Raw genomic sequence first — 17949 nt, forward strand, 5'->3', positions numbered from 1 at the left:
TAAATCTATAAACCTTTCAAAATAATCATTAAATCTCTAAAAACCTTTATATTCTTGTTATAAGGCGATGTTCAAGCTATACAGTAATTTTCAAAGTAAAGGTCCATTTTGCTCAGTATGCTTTTCATCTTAATTTAAGGGCTCATTTTTAAAGAAAGAAAAACTCTGATGGCGAATTATACATCAACTCTTATGACAAGTTTAATAAATTTATGAATAATGACCTTTTCTAGAGTCGTGAGGAAATTAACTTTATGAACAACTTCATTTCTTTGGTTTCTCATGCCGTTAATGATGATCCGAATACTATTTATTGTTGTGTTAGAAGTGATATGAGATGTATTGAGCCATCACCCATTATAAATTGAAAAGTAAAAACACATGCGATGTTGCGAAAAGTGAAAGAACATTAAGTATCTATACCGTTTATAGGTTTATTGATGAGCATTTTAGCGTGTAAGAGGAAAATTAAAGTATGAATTTGAGTGAGTTAATAGCACCGGAAGCGATCATTCCGGCTCTTAAGGCTAATTCGAAAAAACAGGTTCTGCAAATTTTAGCCGAAAAAGCTTCCAAGCTAACAGGTCTTAGTGAGCATGTGATTTTTGATGTTGTTTTACAACGCGAGAAGCTTGGTTCAACGGGTTTGGGTGGAGGTATTGCGATTCCTCATGGAAAATTACCTGATATTAATCGGATCATTGGTATATTTGCACGTCTTGAAAGTCCTGTTGATTTTGAAGCTCTTGATGACGAACCTATAGATCTCGTTTTTCTCCTTTTAGCACCTGAAAATGCTGGTGCAGATCACTTAAAAGCTTTATCACAGATCGCACGTGTTTTGCGTCACACTGATGTTGTGCAAAAATTGCGCAATACGCATAATGCTAATGCGCTTTATGCTTTACTGATTCAAACTTCAGAATCAAATGCAGCTTAGAAGATATTATGAGTGTATAAGTTGCAAGGTATACACCACGGAACGTAGAAAATAATATAATTTTTATCTTAAAAGACTGATAACAAAAGGTTATGTCATGCAATTTTGAGAAATCGTTTCTAAGCGAACCTTCTTTTTAAAGAGCAAGTAACAAAAACGAAGTACTTGTTTTTGTTACTTGCTCTTGTATATTAAAGCATCTAATCATTATGCTTCGTGGGTTAATTTATCCTGTTGTACTGTAAAAAGCCATCATTTGAGGTGTGGAGAGATAAGGCATGTAAGTCTTCTTAATACATTAAATGCTTTTAGAATGTGTGGTAAATATTCTTAAGCAGGACTTGTTTGTAGAGCTTTTGGTTAGGTAAATCACATAAGTGGGAAGACAAGAGGAGACCGCTCGACAAGAATCCAAACTTTTTCAGTCCAGATTGGATTAAGAATCTTTGTCCTTTGAAAGCGGGAAAGAAATCAACAGAAAAATTTATTTGTGCATCGAATTTTTTCGTAAATTGAGTTTGAGTGTTTAGGGATAATATTTTAATGCTCAAGAAGAAATAAGAGTGTATCCTCAGTATAGCAAGATATTGATTTATAAATATAATTCACTATTTTGCATGTTGGATGAGAGATGCGAATACTGTAAGATTCTCTCATTCCAAACCTGTTTATGTTGAATCAATCAAAACCATTTGCTTGCACGTTATAAACGGAATTAGCGTGTGGATAAAAACTGTACAAGAAAGGGTAAAAATGCTTCCTATGAATCGTCTCAAGTATCGAGGGTTGTAGCAAAACATTGGGAGCTGGAAAATAGTGTTATGGTGCCGGTTTGCTTCTTCACAAGTGGAGAGGTCAACTATTTTATAGATATGATTTAGATGTCAGCTGTTTTATAGAGCCCATGCTAAAAAACAATTTTGTACGGTAAAAATGAAAGTTATAGCTTTAGGTTGGGTGAAACAGCTTTGTGCATGGGAAGATTTATTCAGATCCACTTTAATTGATTAAAATGTTGTTAAAAAACGATAAGGTTAAAATTGCTGTAGAAAAATATCGTCTAATACATTAAAATAATATTATAAGCTACTAAAATCATTTTAGAAATTAATAATTGGAGATAAAATATATAGGGAAATAAGATCAAAAGAAACAAAGTGGTATGTGATTATTGAGATAGAATCTGAATTCTTTATGTTTTATTATTAATATATTGATAATATTTTATTATTTTTACAAGATATTTTGAAGATTGAGAAAAAGTGTTATCGGGACGATATTGAATACGAAGTATGAATGCACTATAATGGGTGAAAGATGGAGTATTTTGTGAACATAAATGTATTGAATGCATAAAGTCGAGAAGTGATATCCGTAAGGCGATTAAGCTTTTTTGCGGGGAGTATGGGGTATATTTTCATCTCGTTTTGAAGTTCTATAGCTTAAAGAAATCGTTTTTTATACAAAAACGAAATGAGTAGCATAAAATGAAGATGTTATTTTTTAATGTGGTTATTGAATAAGAAGTTTATGTTTTGGTAACGATTAAAAGGTCACAATGGAACGTGGAAATCTATTCTGGTTAGTGTGAAAATATTTCGCTTATTGAAGGAATTAAGACAATAACACATGGATATCGAGGAGTTTTTGTTGAATTTTTCCAATGAAGAGAATCTTGTTAGAGACTAAAGAAGTGAGCTAAATGAAGATGTTTGAAAAGACTGTTATTGCTGCATCTGTAATGGTTTTTGTTACAGCGGGCGTGGCATATGCACAAACGCCAAGCCGTTTAAATCAATTTGAAGCGTGGGGAGCCTATTCTTATAAATCGCCCAAAAATACGATTTGCTATGTGTTATCGGTACCTTTGAAGGCTCTTCCAACGACAGTTAATCATGGTGATAACTTTTTCTTGGTTACCAAGCGTTCTCATTCACCTATTTCGTTTGAACCGCAGTTTATGGCTGGTTATACCCTTCAAGAAGGGTCGAGAGTGACAGTGACCATTGGAGGTAAGGACTTTGATTTTTTCACGAAAGATTCCTCAGCTTGGTTGGCTTCATCAGAGCTAGAAAAGCAGCTTGTTTCTGCTATGCGTGCTGGAAGCAATATGACAGTGAAAGCGATATCAAAACGAGGAACGCATACCACTTATACTTATTCCTTAAAAGGGGTTACTGCTGCATTAAATGCAGCTCAAAAGTGCCATTAAGGTTTCGATAATTTCTAAAATAGTGATGTGAATTGGAAAGCAATGGCCATTTCCTATGACCTTAGACCAGTTGGTTCATGTTTTGCGCGAGAAACAGATAATGTGGTCGTGAAGGAGAGTTCTAAGCTCTCTTTAATTGGTTTGTCGCAAGATGAGATGGTGCAGGCTTTAAAGACAGTTGGTGTACCAGAGCATCAAACGCGTATGCGTGTGCGTCAGCTTTGGCATTGGCTTTATGTGCGTGGCGTTTCAAATTTTGATGAGATGCTGAATATTTCTAAAGCAATGCAAGAAACACTTAAGTGTCATTTCTCCATTGCGCGCCCAGAAATTGTTGGAGAACAAATATCAAAAGATGGTACGCGTAAATGGCTCTTACGTTTTCCTGCACGTGGAGCTGGAAGGCCTGTTGAAATTGAAACGGTTTATATCCCTGAAGAAGGACGTGGTACTTTATGTCTTTCATCGCAAGTAGGGTGTACGTTAACTTGCTCTTTTTGCCATACGGGAACGCAGATGCTTGTTCGCAATCTGACTGCGGAAGAAATTTTGGCACAATTATTGGTTGCACGTGATTGTTTGGGTGATTTTCCTGATAAAAATACCCCTGATGGGGCAATAGTTCCCATTGAAGGTCGCAAAATTACCAATATTGTTATGATGGGGATGGGAGAACCTCTTTATAATTTTGAAGCTGTTAAAAAAGCTTTATTGATTGCTTCTGATGGCGACGGGCTTTCTTTATCAAAACGTCGGATTACGCTTTCAACCAGTGGGGTTGTTCCTGGAATTATCCGAACCGGAGAAGAAATTGGTGTTATGTTGGCGATTTCACTCCATGCAGTACACGATACATTAAGGGATATGCTTGTTCCCATTAATAAAAAATATCCGCTTGCTTTACTAATGGAGGCTTGCCGTAATTATCCTGGTCTTTCCAATGCAAAGCGAATCACTTTTGAATATGTTATGCTGAAAGATATCAATGATAGTTTAGATGATGCTAAGCGATTGATTAAGTTATTGAAAGGGATTCCTGCTAAGATCAATTTAATCCCTTTTAATCCGTGGCCAGGGAGCAATTATCAGTGTTCTGATTGGGAGCAAATCGAGCGTTTTGCTGATGTCGTTAATCAAGCGGGCTATGCTTCTCCTATTCGGATACCGCGTGGACGCGATATTTTAGCGGCATGTGGACAACTTAAATCAGCTTCAGAGCGTTTACGGAAATCTGAACGTTTGCGACTTGAAAATGCCATTGGTCATTAGTTAATGCAACTTTCTGCGATATTAAAGCCTATGCTTTTTTTTCAGTAAATCAGCATATAATAGCATGTGTGAGACAGAGATTAAGATGGATAAGTGTTAGACGAACAGTTTCAGCTTTTATATGCTCAATGGGGAGAAATATTGTATATAGCAGTCTGTTTGCGTAATTTCTAAAATAAGGAGGAAACCTCATTTAGAGGCAATATGAAGTCTTAAGGGTCTTAACTAATTTCCATATTATTATCGTACATTTTAATTCTATTTTATGACTTTTAAAAGCATCTACGGTAATATCTTTTAAAAAGTGGAGATTGTGTATTGCCTCACTCTTTTGTTTATTACGTTCTTTAAAAAGATTTCGCTTCACACACGAAAACTCCCGATTCGCTTATAACGTACAAGGGAAAGATATTGTTTGATTCAAAATAAACAGGTTTGAAATGAGAGAATCCTACAATATTTTGGTTCTCATTTAAATTAAAAACGATAAATTACATTTATAAATCAATTTTTGTAACTATAAGGAGATGGAGGGCAAAGATAGTAAAAGTACCAGCAATAAGCCAGTCGAGAAAGCGAATATAAAGAGGTTTTTTCTTGAGAATTTTGGTAAGTTTATGCGCTGTAAAAACGATAGAAATTGTAATGGGAAAAGAAATAGGGATATAAGAGAGTCCTAAAAAGAGTAGCTTTTGTGTTGCCATAGGATCATCCGCATTGATAAATTGTGGTAAGAATGTCGCGTTAAAGAGTATAACTTTAGGATTTAAAAGATTGATTCCAATACCAGCAAGATAGTTACGTTTAGCGCTTTGAGATTTAGAAGATGTCTGTTCGAAGGAAAAAGTTGGATTTCTCCGTAACGCTTGAAAGGAAAACCATAAAAGATAAAAGGCGCCAGCAATTTTTAGAAGAATAAAAGTGTGTGGCGCAGCAAAAATAAGCGCTGATAAGCCAAGTGCTACAGCGGTAACCTGAATGGCAAACCCTGTTGCACTACCCAAGGCGCACATAATTCCAGCTTTTTTGCTTTGTGTAATGGTTCGTCCTACAGAAAGCATCATATCAGGTCCTGGAATAAGTGCTAAAATCAACGATGCTAAAGCAAATTGTACAACAATAGACCACTCCGGTAGAAATGACACGTAAATCTCCTTTTATTTTTAAGCAGTATTCATTATTTACACTCTAAAGCGTTTTTATTTACGTTTTTTGCGTCTTTTTAATGTTGCTTAAAGAGAATTTATTTTTATATTTGTTGCATTGTTTTGATTTCTAGGTAGAGATAAAAGAGCAGCTCATATAGAATTTTGAAATGAAGAAGTGGCAAAATATTAGAAAAGTTGTTTTGGCTTATTCAGGGGGATTGGATACGTCAATTATTCTCAAATGGTTGCAAAGTACGCTAGGCGTTGAAGTTGTAACTTTTACAGCGGATTTGGGGCAGGGGGAAGAGCTAGAATTTGCTCGTCGTAAAGCTGAAATGTTAGGTGTTAAAGAAATCTATATTGAAGATTTGCGCGAAGAATTTGTGCGTGATTTTGTTTTTCCGATGTTTCGAGCCAATACCGTTTATGAGGGAACTTATCTTTTAGGAACATCAATTGCACGCCCACTTATTTCAAAACGCCTTATTGAAATTGCTAAGGAAACAGGAGCAGATGCAATTGCTCATGGGGCAACGGGCAAAGGCAATGATCAGGTACGCTTTGAGCTTTCCGCTTATGCTCTTAACCCTGATATAAAGATTATTGCTCCATGGCGTGATTGGGATTTTAAGAGTCGGACAGATCTGTTTGAATTTGCTCGTATACATCAAATTCCTGTAGAAAAGGATAAGCAAGGCGAAGCACCTTTTTCAGTGGATGCAAATTTATTGCATTCTTCATCAGAAGGAAAGATTTTAGAAGATCCAGCACTTCCTGCTCCTGAATATGTCCATATGCGTACTCTTTCGGTGGAAGATGCTCCAGATCAAGCAACCAGAATCACTCTTGGCTTTAAAAAAGGTGATGCTGTTTCAATCAATGGAAAAAATTTATCTCCTGCAACTTTACTTGCAGAATTAAATCATTATGGGCGCGATAATGGTATTGGTCGGTTAGATTTGGTAGAAAATCGCTTTGTGGGTATGAAATCGCGGGGTATTTATGAAACACCAGGGGGGACCATTCTTTTAACGGCTCACAGAGCTATAGAATCTTTAACGCTAGATCGTGGTGCAGCTCATTTGAAAGATGAATTGATGCCACGTTATGCAGAACTCATTTATTATGGATTTTGGTTTTCGCCGGAACGTAAGATGCTGCAGGCAGCTATTGATTTATCTCAAGAACATGTTGAAGGTGAAGTCACGTTAAAACTCTATAAAGGAAACGTAATTGTTGAAGGGCGCCAAAGTAAAAAATCACTTTATTCGAGTGAGTTGGTAACTTTCGAGGATGATCAAGGTACTTATGATCAAAGAGATGCAACTGGTTTTATTAAATTAAATGCTTTACGTTTGCGTACATTAGCAATGCGTCATCAAGGTGACAAAAAAAGAAATAGAAAATTACAGTGACAAGTGTAAAGTAGGGGAAGTACTTTTGTATGGAATGCCTAACTTAAGCATTTTTATCTGTTGGTTTTTGCAGTCCTTTCATTCAATGTTAGAGGCTTCGCTTTTGTACTAAATCAGTATAATAAGCAAAATTCATGATAATAATAGCAATGAAGGCTCTGATAATCAAAACAAGTCAATTTTGCTTTATAATATTGAATGTTTTTGATTTTTATCAGAACAAAATATGTTTATAGCGAGGGCGATTTTTGTATTGTGACTTAAGAGTATAAAGAAATTTTCATCTTTTTGCTTGCTATTATTGACGAATAAATTCAAGAACCATACACCCTATTTTGAAAGAGTGTAATTTTTAGGACAAATAATGATGCGTGATCAGTGTGATACCCTTAACCTTGCGCCTGAATTAAAAGATGCGGCTTTTCAATCGAGAACTTGGCCATTTGAAGAAGCACGTAAGATTATCAAACGGTATGAAAAGACGGGTTATCCAGACAGTGTGATATTTGAAACAGGTTATGGACCTTCTGGTTTACCGCATATTGGTACTTTTGGGGAAGTTGCACGTACAACCATGGTGCGTCATGCATTTCATATTCTTACGGAGAATAAAGTAAAAACAAAATTGCTTTGTTTTTCTGATGATATGGATGGTTTGCGCAAGGTTCCTGAGAATGTGCCTGATCGCGAGAGGATGGAACATTATCTTGGTCAACCGTTGAGCCGTGTACCCGACCCTTTTGGAGATGACTATCCTTCTTTTGGGGCAGCAAATAATGCGCGGCTACGGGCTTTCCTTGATCGTTTTGGTTTTGATTATGAATTTGCAAGTGCTACGGATTATTACCATTCTGGTCGTTTTGATGAAACACTTTTGAAAATCCTTGCCTGTTATGACAAGGTTATGGCAATTATTTTACCAACATTGGGTGCAGAGCGGCAAGCGACCTATTCGCTCTTTTTACCAATTTCTCCCTTTTCTGGAAAAGTATTACAGGTACCGATGATTGCACGTAATGTTGAAAAAGGTACAGTTACTTATATTGAGCCAGAAACAGGAGAAACCATAGAAACAGAGGTTATGGGGGGCAAGGTTAAGTGTCAGTGGAAGGTGGATTGGGCAATGCGTTGGACAGCACTTGGCATTGATTATGAAATGGCAGGAAAAGACCTTATCGATTCCACAAATCTTTCTTCTAAAATTTGTAAAGTATTAGGTGGGAAGTCCCCAGAAGGATTCAACTATGAGCTCTTTTTAGATGAGAAAGGGCAGAAAATTTCCAAATCCAAGGGAAATGGCTTAACCATTGATGAATGGCTTACTTATGCCCCAACAGAGAGTTTAGGGCTTTATATGTTTTCAAAGCCTAAAACAGCAAAAAGGCTTTATTTTGATGTCATTCCTAAAGCGGTTGATGAATACTATGCGCATCTTTCAGCCTATGGTCGCCAAGAATGGAAAGAGCGGTTGAATAATCCTGTATGGCATATTCATAATGGTTGTCCTCCGCAGGTTGATTTGCCTGTTTCCTTTGCGATGCTCCTAAATTTGGTAAGTGCTTCAAATGCGGAGAATGCAGAAGTTCTTTGGGGTTTTATTTCTCGTTACGCTAAAGGAGCAAATGCACAAACTTATCCAGAACTTGATCAATTAGTGAAGTTTGCCATTAGATATTTTGATGTTTTTGTTAAACCAAACAAAAAATTCCGGCTCCCTGATGAAAGTGAACGCACAACATTAGCACAAATTGATGAAAAATTAGCTAATTTACCTGAAACTGTTGATGGCAACATGCTACAAAATATGCTTCTTGACGTTGCACGGTTAACGGAACGCTATCAAGACCATAGCAAAAAAAGCCCTGAAGGTGGGCCTGGTGTTTCCAATGTTTTTTTTCAAATGTTGTATGAAGTCCTTCTGGGACAAGAGCGAGGTCCACGATGGGGATCATTTATAGCGCTTTATGGGATTAATGAAATGCGTGCACTGATTGCTGAAGCGCTTGCACGGCCGACGGAGGAATAATGGAAAAGAGAGTGCAGGAAGTAAAGCGACGGCGTACATTTGCAATTATTGCTCACCCAGATGCTGGGAAAACAACATTGACAGAAAAGCTTTTATTGTTTGGTGGTGCTATTCAACTTGCAGGAGAAGTAAAAGCCAAAAAAGATCGTATTCAAACCCGTTCTGATTGGATGAATATTGAGCGTGATCGTGGTATTTCCGTTGTAACTTCGGTGATGACGTTTGAATATGAAAATCATATTTTTAATCTCCTAGATACTCCAGGACATGAGGACTTTGCGGACGATACCTATCGCACACTCACAGCTGTTGATAGTGCTGTCATGGTTTTGGATGCGGCACGGGGAATTGAGCCTAGAACATTAAAATTGTTTGAAGTGTGTCGGATGCGGGATATTCCTATTGTTACGTTTATCAATAAAATGGATCGTGAGGCACGTGATCCTATAGAGCTTTTAGATGAAATTGAAGAAAAGCTTGCTCTTGATACTGCGCCTATAACATGGCCAATTGGTACGGGTAAAGATTTTGTTGGTACCTATGACCTTTATCATAATCGTTTTCGTCAAAAAGATGATGAGATAACACAGCAGATAGTTTCAAATCCCAGAGAGGTTGTCCATTTACTTCCTGAATATCAACATTCAACTTTTATTGAAGGGGTAGAACTCGCTCAAAGTGTTTGCAAGAATTTTGATCTTCAAGCTTTCCGTGAAGGTCATATGACTCCGGTTTATTTTGGTTCAGCTTTGCGAAATTTTGGTGTTCGTGATTTGATCAATGCGCTTATTGATTTTGGTCAAAGTCCTCGTGACCAAAGTGCAGATCAGCGCAATGTCATAGCCATGGAACCTAAAATGACGGGATTTGTTTTTAAAATTCAAGCAAATATGGATCCTAATCATCGTGATCGTATTGCATTTTTTCGGGTATGTTCGGGAACACTTGAACGTGGTATGAAGACAAAGTTGGTTCGAACAGGAAAACCAATGACACTTTCGGCTCCACAATTTTTCTTTGCGCGTTCACGCCAAATTGCTGATCAAGCCTATGCCGGTGATATCGTAGGGATTCCTAATCATGGAACATTGCGTATTGGCGATACTTTGACTGAAGGAGAAGATATCCTCTTTAAGGGAGTACCAAATTTTGCACCAGAGATTTTGCGTCGTGTTTGTTTGGGCGATCCAATGAAAGCAAAAAAGCTCAAAGAAGCTTTGCAACAAATGGCTGAAGAAGGGGTTGTACAATTGTTTATTCCTGATGATGGGTCGCCTTCTCTCATTGGTGTTATTGGTGCTTTGCAAATTGATGTTTTAAAAGAACGATTAAAAATAGAATATTCTTTGCCAGTGAATTTTGAGTCTGCGCGTTTTAATTTATGTCGTTGGATTTCAGCGCAGAGCAAAGATGAGTTGCAAAAGTTTCTCAGCAATCACCGCTCTGCTATTGCGTATGATTTAGAAGGTGATCCAGTCTTTTTAGCGGAGAATCATTTTTCATTGAATTATGAGGCAGAAAGAGCTCCTAAAATAAAATTTTCTGCTTTTAAAGATTACCAAGTACGCTCTTAAAATAAAGAAAAATATTTTCTACAATAATTTGATTTATAATGATAATTTATCATTTTTTATATTGGGTTAAAAATCTGAATATTATAAGTTTCTTATATTGAAACAATCAAAATCGTTTGTTTGCATGTCATAAGTAGGATTGATGTGTGCGTAAAACACTGGAAGCAAGAAATACAAAGCCTCTTGTAAATCTTCTCCATAGCCAAGAGCTTTCAAAATATTGGGTGAGGGTAAAAAAGTGATGATGGTGGTTTGTAGCGTTATGATGTAACGATGGTGGTGTGTGGTGTATCTTATCCCATTCACGGAAGTTTAAGTTATACTATTCATTTATATTATTTACGGGACGACATTACGAGGTAAGCTCAAGTACAATGAAAGATGTCTCTTTAAAAACAAACATATAAAATTGCAACATAATGATATTTTTGGGCATTCTATTTTGCATAAGGGATGTAATCCTAGCAAAATAGAGGCTTGCACGATAAACTTTTGCAAAACTCTCTCCATCAAAGTAATCTATTTTCGCTGTGAAGGGTGGAAATATTATTTTTTTTCCCAAGCTTTTTATGGGAAAATATTATTTATGAAACTGATTTTTTAAATCTAAAATAAAAAATCTGCTGTATAAATATAGCTTTTCAGTTTTTCCTTGTATAAATATTGTATACAGTCAAAATAATACAAATAATCAATAAGCTGAAATTTGTTATCCCAAATATGAGATCATATGACCTATAAACCGCGTGTCTTTTCTATTTCTCCGGGAACTGCTTTTTTGCCTCACTTTGTTGATGCACTACTCTCTGGTAGCCTTATTGATAATTTCGCTTCTAGTGGAGATATTCAAACTGCCCTTGCCGATAGCCTTATTTATGTTCCGACACGTCGTGCTGCTCGCGCTTTGCGTTTAGCCTTTGTTGAAAGAAGTGATACACAATCAACATTCTTGCCAACCATTCGTGCTCTAGGAGATGTAGATGAAGACAGTTTCCTTTTTGTTGAAAATCATACCAGCACTCTCGATCCGCCTATTGGAGAAAGCGAACGTCTTTTACTTTTAGCACGCCTTATTCGTCCATGGCGTGAAAATTTACCTGCGCATCTGCGTGCCATGTTTGGCACAGAAGATGTGCTTATTCCGGCTCATAGTGCTGATGCGATTTGGCTTGCGCAAGATTTAGCACACTTGATGGACGAAATTGAAACAGAAGGAGCAGACTGGTCAAAACTTAAAAATATTGCACCTGATATGGTCGCTGAATGGTGGCAAATAACGCTCGATTTCTTGACTATTGTTACGCAAAATTGGCCAAAAATCTTGACAGAAAGACAACGAAGTAATCCCGCTGAATGGCGTAATCAAGCACTCACAATGCACGCAGAGACTTTACGACGTATGCCGCCTGATAAACCGGTCATTGCAGCTGGTGTGTCAGGTTCTATGCCCGCAGTCTCTCATCTTTTAAAGGTTATAGCTTCTCTGCCAAAAGGGGCTGTTGTTCTTCCTGGCCTTGATCTTTATATGGATGAAGAACAATGGAATGCACTAAGCACAAGCAATAAAGAAAAAACAGCTTGTGATTTTTTTGATCCTGCAGAAAATGTTTTTAGCCATCCTCAATATCATTTAAAAAAACTTCTAACTCTCATGGGATGTCAACGTCATCATGTTTGCGAAATTGGCCAACAAAGTATAACAAAGAAAAGACGAATGGCTCTTTTATCAGAAGCACTCCGACCAGCTTCTACAACAGATAAATGGATACAAATTGTCCGTGATGATTATGAAAATCTTTGTGCAGATTGGTCATTTATTGAAGCTATAAATGAACGTGAAGAAGCTCTCGCTATAGCTATTACCTTACGCAAAGCTATTGAAGAACCCAAAAAAACTGCGGCCCTTATTACAAATGACCGTAATTTAGCACGCCGTGTTGCTGTGGAATTACAGAGATTTGGAATTGAAGCAAATGATTCAGGCGGAATACCACTTGCACAAACATTACCTGTAACTCTCTTACGACTTATCTTAGAAAATGTGTTGCAACCCGATGATCCCATTGCTTTTCTTTCTCTTCTTAAACATCCACTGACAACACTCCAACAAAACCGTCATCGTTTACGCGAAATGGCAGAAAATTTTGAACTTTTTATTCTTCGAGGAAATACAGGGCGCATCAATCTTTGCGAATGTGATCAATTTCTTGAAAAATGGATTGAAACATACTTTCATAATAGTTTTGAAATCAACGCTCTTGATCAGCAGAAATGTGAAGAAGCACGTTTCCTTTGTCATCTTTTGAGGAAAGCTGTTGAACCTTTAACATCTCTTATGAAAAAAGAGAAAGAATGCACCATCAACGAAGCTGCGATAGCAACTGTTGAGGTTTTTGAAAATTTTGGTCGCAATGAGGATAATTCTCTTGCACATCTTTATCAACACGAAGCAGGACAAGCCTTATCAAATTTTTTGCGTGAATTGGTCAGTGATCAATCGGGATTAACATTTCATCTTTGCGAATGGCCCGCTATGTTTTCTGCCATAATAGCAACCCGTTCCGTCACACCTTCGCCTGGAGGACATCCACGTTTATTCATCTGGGGTACCTTGGAATCACGTTTGCAAACAGTTGATACAGTGGTCATCGGCGGTCTTAATGAAGGGTCATGGCCGATATCAACCCGAAATGATGCTTTTTTATCGCGACCGATGAAAATGATGTTAACTCTGGAGCCACCAGAGCAGCGTATTGGTCTTTCCGCGCATGATTTTCAATGGGCTATGGGAATGAATAAAGTCGTGATGAGCCGAGCACTACGAGTTGATCATGTTCCTTCTCTCCCTTCACGCTGGCTACAACGCTTAGAAACTGTCGTAGGACAACAAGTTTGGAAACAAATCCGTGCACGAGGTGAAAAGATACGCCATTGGGCAAAGATGCTTGACAATACGGACATGTCTGCTTGTGCAACACGCCCTTGCCCTGTACCACCCATTGCAGTGCGTCCACGTCATTTTTCCATCACCGAAATAACAACGTTACGCCATGACCCTTATGCCATTTACGCTAAAAAAATTTTGCGACTCAAACCACTTAAAGCACTCGTCTATGACCCTTGTGCTGCTGAACGTGGAATGCTTTATCACGCTATTCTTGCTGCTTTTTGCACAAAAATAAAAAATCTAAAGGTTGACAATGCATTAAATGTACTCCTCACTCTTGGACGTAAAGAATTTGATAAGTTTAATTTACCTGCTGATGTTGAAACAATCTGGTGGAATACATTTGAAAATCTTGCTCCCTTTATTCTGCAATGGGAACAAAGTCTAGAACCCCGAATACGACATTCGGAAGTGGAATCGCAAAAAATACCCATAGGTACAACAGGTGTAATTCTTTCAGGACGTGCTGATCGTATTGATATATTGCCAAACAAAACGGTTGAAATACTTGATTTTAAAACGAGTACACCCCCTTCATCAAAACAAGTTCGCGATTTATTATTTCCACAATTAGCATTGGAAACCGCTCTATTAATGAGAGGAGCTTTTACAGATTTTCAAGATTTTACTCCCTCAAATTTATTTTATATCCCTCTTAATGGAAAAGGTAAGATTACTCCTCAATCAATTCTTTCAGAAAAAGCGGAAAAAGATCACCAAAATGTTATTAATCTTGGTGAAAGGGCGTGGGAACATCTTATCGCATTAATGGAGTATTATCAAAATCCACAACAAGGCTATCTTTCACACGCAGTCCCTATGTTAAAACAATATGAAAGTGACTATGATCATCTGGCACGCTTATGGGAATGGTCAAATGGATTTCATAAAGGAGATCAATCATGACTCTTTTTTCTATTCCTGAAGCAGCCATTGATGCACAAGCAACAGCAACACATCCAAAAACACATGTATGGGTTTCTGCAAATGCAGGATCTGGAAAAACCCATGTTCTAACCGAACGCGTTATTCGTTTGCTTTTAAACGGTACTCCTCCAGCACGTATTTTATGCCTTACTTACACGAGAGCCGCCGCCGCTGTTATGCAATCGCGGATTTTTCGCACACTCTCCAGCTGGAATGAACTCGATGATGCGCAGCTTAAAGAAATCTTATCGAAGCTTGAAAACAAACCTATCAGTGCAACAAAAATAACCTATGCGCGCCAACTCTTTGCTCGTGCTTTAGAAACACCTGGTGGTTTGAAAATACAGACTATTCACGCATTTTGCGAATCTCTCTTGCATCAATTTATGCTAGAAGCCAATATTGCTGGACATTTCGAACTCATAGATGATGTCAACCGCAAGAAATTACTACAAGAAGCCCGCTGCCAACTTTTAAAGCATCATGATGTACAACCCGCTCTAAAACAGCTGCTTAAGGTTATCAGTGAACATACTTTTAACCAATTGCTGTATGAAGCAGCTGAAAAGCAACATAAACTGTCTGATTTTTTGTCTTCTCTTCTGTCTGAAAATGGAGAAGAAAAATTGCGGGCGCTGTTTAATTTAGCACCTGATGATACAAATCAGCAATTACTAGAAAAAATTCAACAGACTGCTCGTCTTCCTCTTTATGCTTTTACCCATTGCCAAACCCATGGGAATAAAAACACCAAGAGTATCATTGAAAAACTTCCCCAATTAGAAACCGCTTGTGATGAAGAAACTATCATTGATATTGTTTCAAATATTTATTTTACAACAGAAGGTAAACCTCGTAATTTTGCACTTATATCGTCTAAAAAATCAGATGAAATTTGGCCTTTTATTCAACAATTGATTAAAGATAAACAAAGCAAGCTTTCTGTTCTTTTAGAGAAATATCAGTGCGTAAAAGTCTGTGCACTCAATATGGCGGCTTTTCAGCTTTGTGCCCTTTATCTCAAAATTTATGCAAATTTAAAAAAAGCCAATGGTTTTTTAAACTTTGATGATCTCATTGAGCGCACACTCCATTTGTTGCAACGTGAAGGTGCAAGCCAATGGGTGCACTATAAACTTGATAAGGGTCTTGATCATATTTTGCTTGATGAAGCACAAGATACGAACCCTGATCAATGGAAAATTATTCAACTTTTAGCGCAAGAATTTTTTACAGGTCATAGTCAACGTGACAATATACGTACTCTTTTTGCTGTTGGAGATGAAAAACAGTCTATTTATTCCTTTCAGGGCGCTGCACCAGAAAATTTTGCTGCAAATGGCAAAATTATTCAAAAAAAAGCACAACAAGCAAAGCAGAAATTTGAAAAAATACAATTGAATTACTCGTTTCGCTCCACAGCCGATGTTCTTAAAAGTGTGGATCTTGTCTTTGAAACACCAGAGAATTATAAAGGGCTTTCAGCAGAAAATACAAAAACCATACACGAAGCTATCCGTACTCACAGTCCAGGTGAAGTTATTTTATGGGATGCCATTTCTAAAGAAAAAGACGAATTTCCTGATGATTGGCATGTAACTGTTGATCATTTAGATACACCAGCAATACGTTTGGCAGAAAAAGTTGCTGAAACTATTGCAGGCTGGTTACACAAAGGAGAAATGCTTCCAGCAAAAGGGCGGTTATTGCGTGCTAGTGATATTATGGTTTTGGTTCGTAAGCGTGATCAATTTGCCCTAGCGCTTTCTCGTGCCCTTAAACAACGCAATATACCTGTCGCTGGTGCAGATCGTTTACAGCTTATAAAACATATGAGTGTGCGTGATTTAATGGCACTCGGACGTTTTGTTTTGCAACCACAAGACGATTTGTCTCTTGCTTGTGTTTTAAAAAGTCCACTCTTTGCGCTTAGCGAAGAGGAACTTTATCAACTTGCCGCTCACCGTACAGGCTCTCTTTGGAAAAGCCTTTGTGAACAGGCATCGTCGCATATTCCTTTTAAAGATACTTTTGAAAGCTTGAGTCAGTATCGTACTTTAGTGGATAAAATACCAGTCTTCGAATTCTATAGTCATATCTTAAATAATGATAAGGGACGACAAAAAATTTTAGCGCGCTTAGGCTCGGAAGCCAATGATGTGCTTGATGCTTTTATGGACTACACACTCGCGATTCAAAAAACGGGGTTACCAGGATTACAAGCTTTTTTGGAAACATTAAGTGTCAGTGAACCAGAAATTAAACGTGAGTTTGACCAAAACCATGAAGAAATTCGCATCATGACTGTTCATGCTGCAAAAGGACTGGAAGCTGCCGTTGTATTTCTGGTTGATCCTGGTAGTGCAATCTGGCATCCCCAGCATTCACCTCACTTGCTTGAAGTTCCCTTGAACAATGCACATTTGAGTGACCAACAAGCTTTTATCTGGCGCCCTAATGCAGAATTTGATACAATGCCCTCTAAACAAGCAACTTTGCGTTTAAAAGAGCGTGCTGAAGAGGAGTATAGGCGCCTTCTCTATGTGGGAATGACGCGTGCTGAAGATCGATTGTTTGTTTGCGGGTATAGCGGTGAACGCAATAATCCTCATACGTGGCTACAATTGGTAAAGAAAGCTCTCGAACCGCATGCGGTAGCTATAAAAGGTCCTGCGGAAGATATTGCAGCTTGGCGTTATTGTATTACATCTCCTTCCTCTGCTTCTATAAACCCAAAAGTCCCTTGCGCTGAATGCCAAACCTTACCACCTTTGCCTGCTTTTTTCTCCCATAAAGTACCAGAAGAACCAGTGCTACCAAAACCGTTAAAACCCTCAGTCGCGAGCCTTTCCATTGAAGCTGATACAGAGCTGTCCTCAAGTCCAAAACAGCTTACCACCTCCCCTGTTTTAGGAGCAACAAATACTAACAGAGCTTTTTCCATTGAATATGGTAATATCGTTCACCGATTGTTACAATATTTACCCGATTATCCCCTACAAAAACGTCGAGACTATGCTCGAAACTATCTCAATATCAAAGCCTCTCATTGGTATGAGAGCCAAAGAGAAGATGCTCTTCGCCATGTTTGGAAAATATTAGATCACGTTTACCTCAAGCCCCTTTTTTCTGAGCATTCACGTGCTGAGGTCTCCTTAATGGGTATAGTGAAAATTCGTGGAAAAGAACAAGCAATTTCTGGTCAAATTGACCGTCTCTACATCACGCAAAACAGCATTATCTTTGCTGATTTTAAAACAGGAACCCTGCCAGAAAATGAAGCTGCTATTGCTTCCCATCACTGGTTGCAAATGGCTCTTTACCGAAAATTGTTGCAAGCTATTCATCCCGATAAAGATATCCAAGCTCTGCTTATCTACAGTAAAGAAGCCAAAATTTTTAAGCTTTCTCCAGAAAAACTCGAGGCATTTCTTGGTGAAGTTGCCTTATAAGTTATTCCTTTCCTTCAAAGTATCCTTACGTTTTTTTAC

9 protein-coding genes are annotated in these 17949 nt (G+C 37.8%); 8 read left to right on the forward strand and 1 reads right to left on the reverse strand.

The features are described from left to right. The first annotated feature begins 475 nt into the window (after positions 1-475). From ptsN to rlmN, 3 genes are all read left to right on the forward strand, one after another. On the forward strand, positions 476-940 hold the full coding sequence (ptsN, locus tag ACFIJ7_RS00595) for a PTS IIA-like nitrogen regulatory protein PtsN (protein ID WP_012754449.1): 465 nt from the start codon (positions 476-478) through the stop codon (positions 938-940). Positions 941-2648: 1708 nt separating this feature from the next. Next, positions 2649-3152 (forward strand): invasion associated locus B family protein, encoded by a 504-nt coding sequence (locus ACFIJ7_RS00600; RefSeq protein ID WP_026500150.1) that lies wholly within the window; start codon positions 2649-2651, stop codon positions 3150-3152. A 42-nt stretch (positions 3153-3194) separates the two neighbouring features. Then, positions 3195-4421: a 23S rRNA (adenine(2503)-C(2))-methyltransferase RlmN gene (gene rlmN, locus ACFIJ7_RS00605; RefSeq protein ID WP_012754451.1), complete on the forward strand. Its 1227-nt coding sequence runs from the start codon at positions 3195-3197 to the stop codon at positions 4419-4421. A 497-nt stretch (positions 4422-4918) separates the two neighbouring features. Here the strand turns inward: rlmN and ACFIJ7_RS00610 are convergent, their stop codons facing one another. Then, entirely contained in the window at positions 4919-5566 is a 648-nt protein-coding gene (locus ACFIJ7_RS00610; protein WP_375635368.1) for a LysE family translocator, read from the reverse strand. Between the two features lie 170 nt (positions 5567-5736). Here ACFIJ7_RS00610 and ACFIJ7_RS00615 point away from each other — a divergent pair, with 170 nt between their 5' ends. The 5 genes from ACFIJ7_RS00615 (at position 5737) to addA (ending at position 17910) form a co-directional block, all read left to right on the forward strand. Next, positions 5737-6984: an argininosuccinate synthase gene (locus ACFIJ7_RS00615; RefSeq protein WP_375635369.1), complete on the forward strand. Its 1248-nt coding sequence runs from the start codon at positions 5737-5739 to the stop codon at positions 6982-6984. Positions 6985-7348: 364 nt separating this feature from the next. Then, positions 7349-9010 carry a lysine--tRNA ligase gene (locus ACFIJ7_RS00620; protein ID WP_375644359.1) on the forward strand — a complete coding sequence of 554 codons (1662 nt, stop codon included), beginning with the start codon at positions 7349-7351 and terminating at the stop codon, positions 9008-9010. Further along, entirely contained in the window at positions 9010-10584 is a 1575-nt protein-coding gene (locus ACFIJ7_RS00625) for a peptide chain release factor 3 (RefSeq protein ID WP_208438469.1), read from the forward strand. The genes ACFIJ7_RS00620 and ACFIJ7_RS00625 overlap by 1 nt, the downstream gene beginning before the upstream one ends. Before the next feature lie 730 nt (positions 10585-11314). Further along, a complete protein-coding gene (gene addB, locus ACFIJ7_RS00630; RefSeq protein ID WP_375644360.1) occupies positions 11315-14437 on the forward strand; it encodes a double-strand break repair protein AddB in 3123 nt (1040 codons plus the stop codon). Beyond that, positions 14434-17910, forward strand: a complete 3477-nt coding sequence (gene addA / locus ACFIJ7_RS00635) for a double-strand break repair helicase AddA (protein WP_375644361.1) — start codon at positions 14434-14436, stop codon at positions 17908-17910. Before addB ends, addA begins: the two co-directional genes overlap by 4 nt. The last annotated feature ends 39 nt before the right edge of the window (positions 17911-17949 follow it).

It is taken from the genome of Bartonella sp. MR100HLJHH, assembly GCF_042194215.1.
Lineage (GTDB): Bacteria > Pseudomonadota > Alphaproteobacteria > Rhizobiales > Rhizobiaceae > Bartonella > Bartonella grahamii.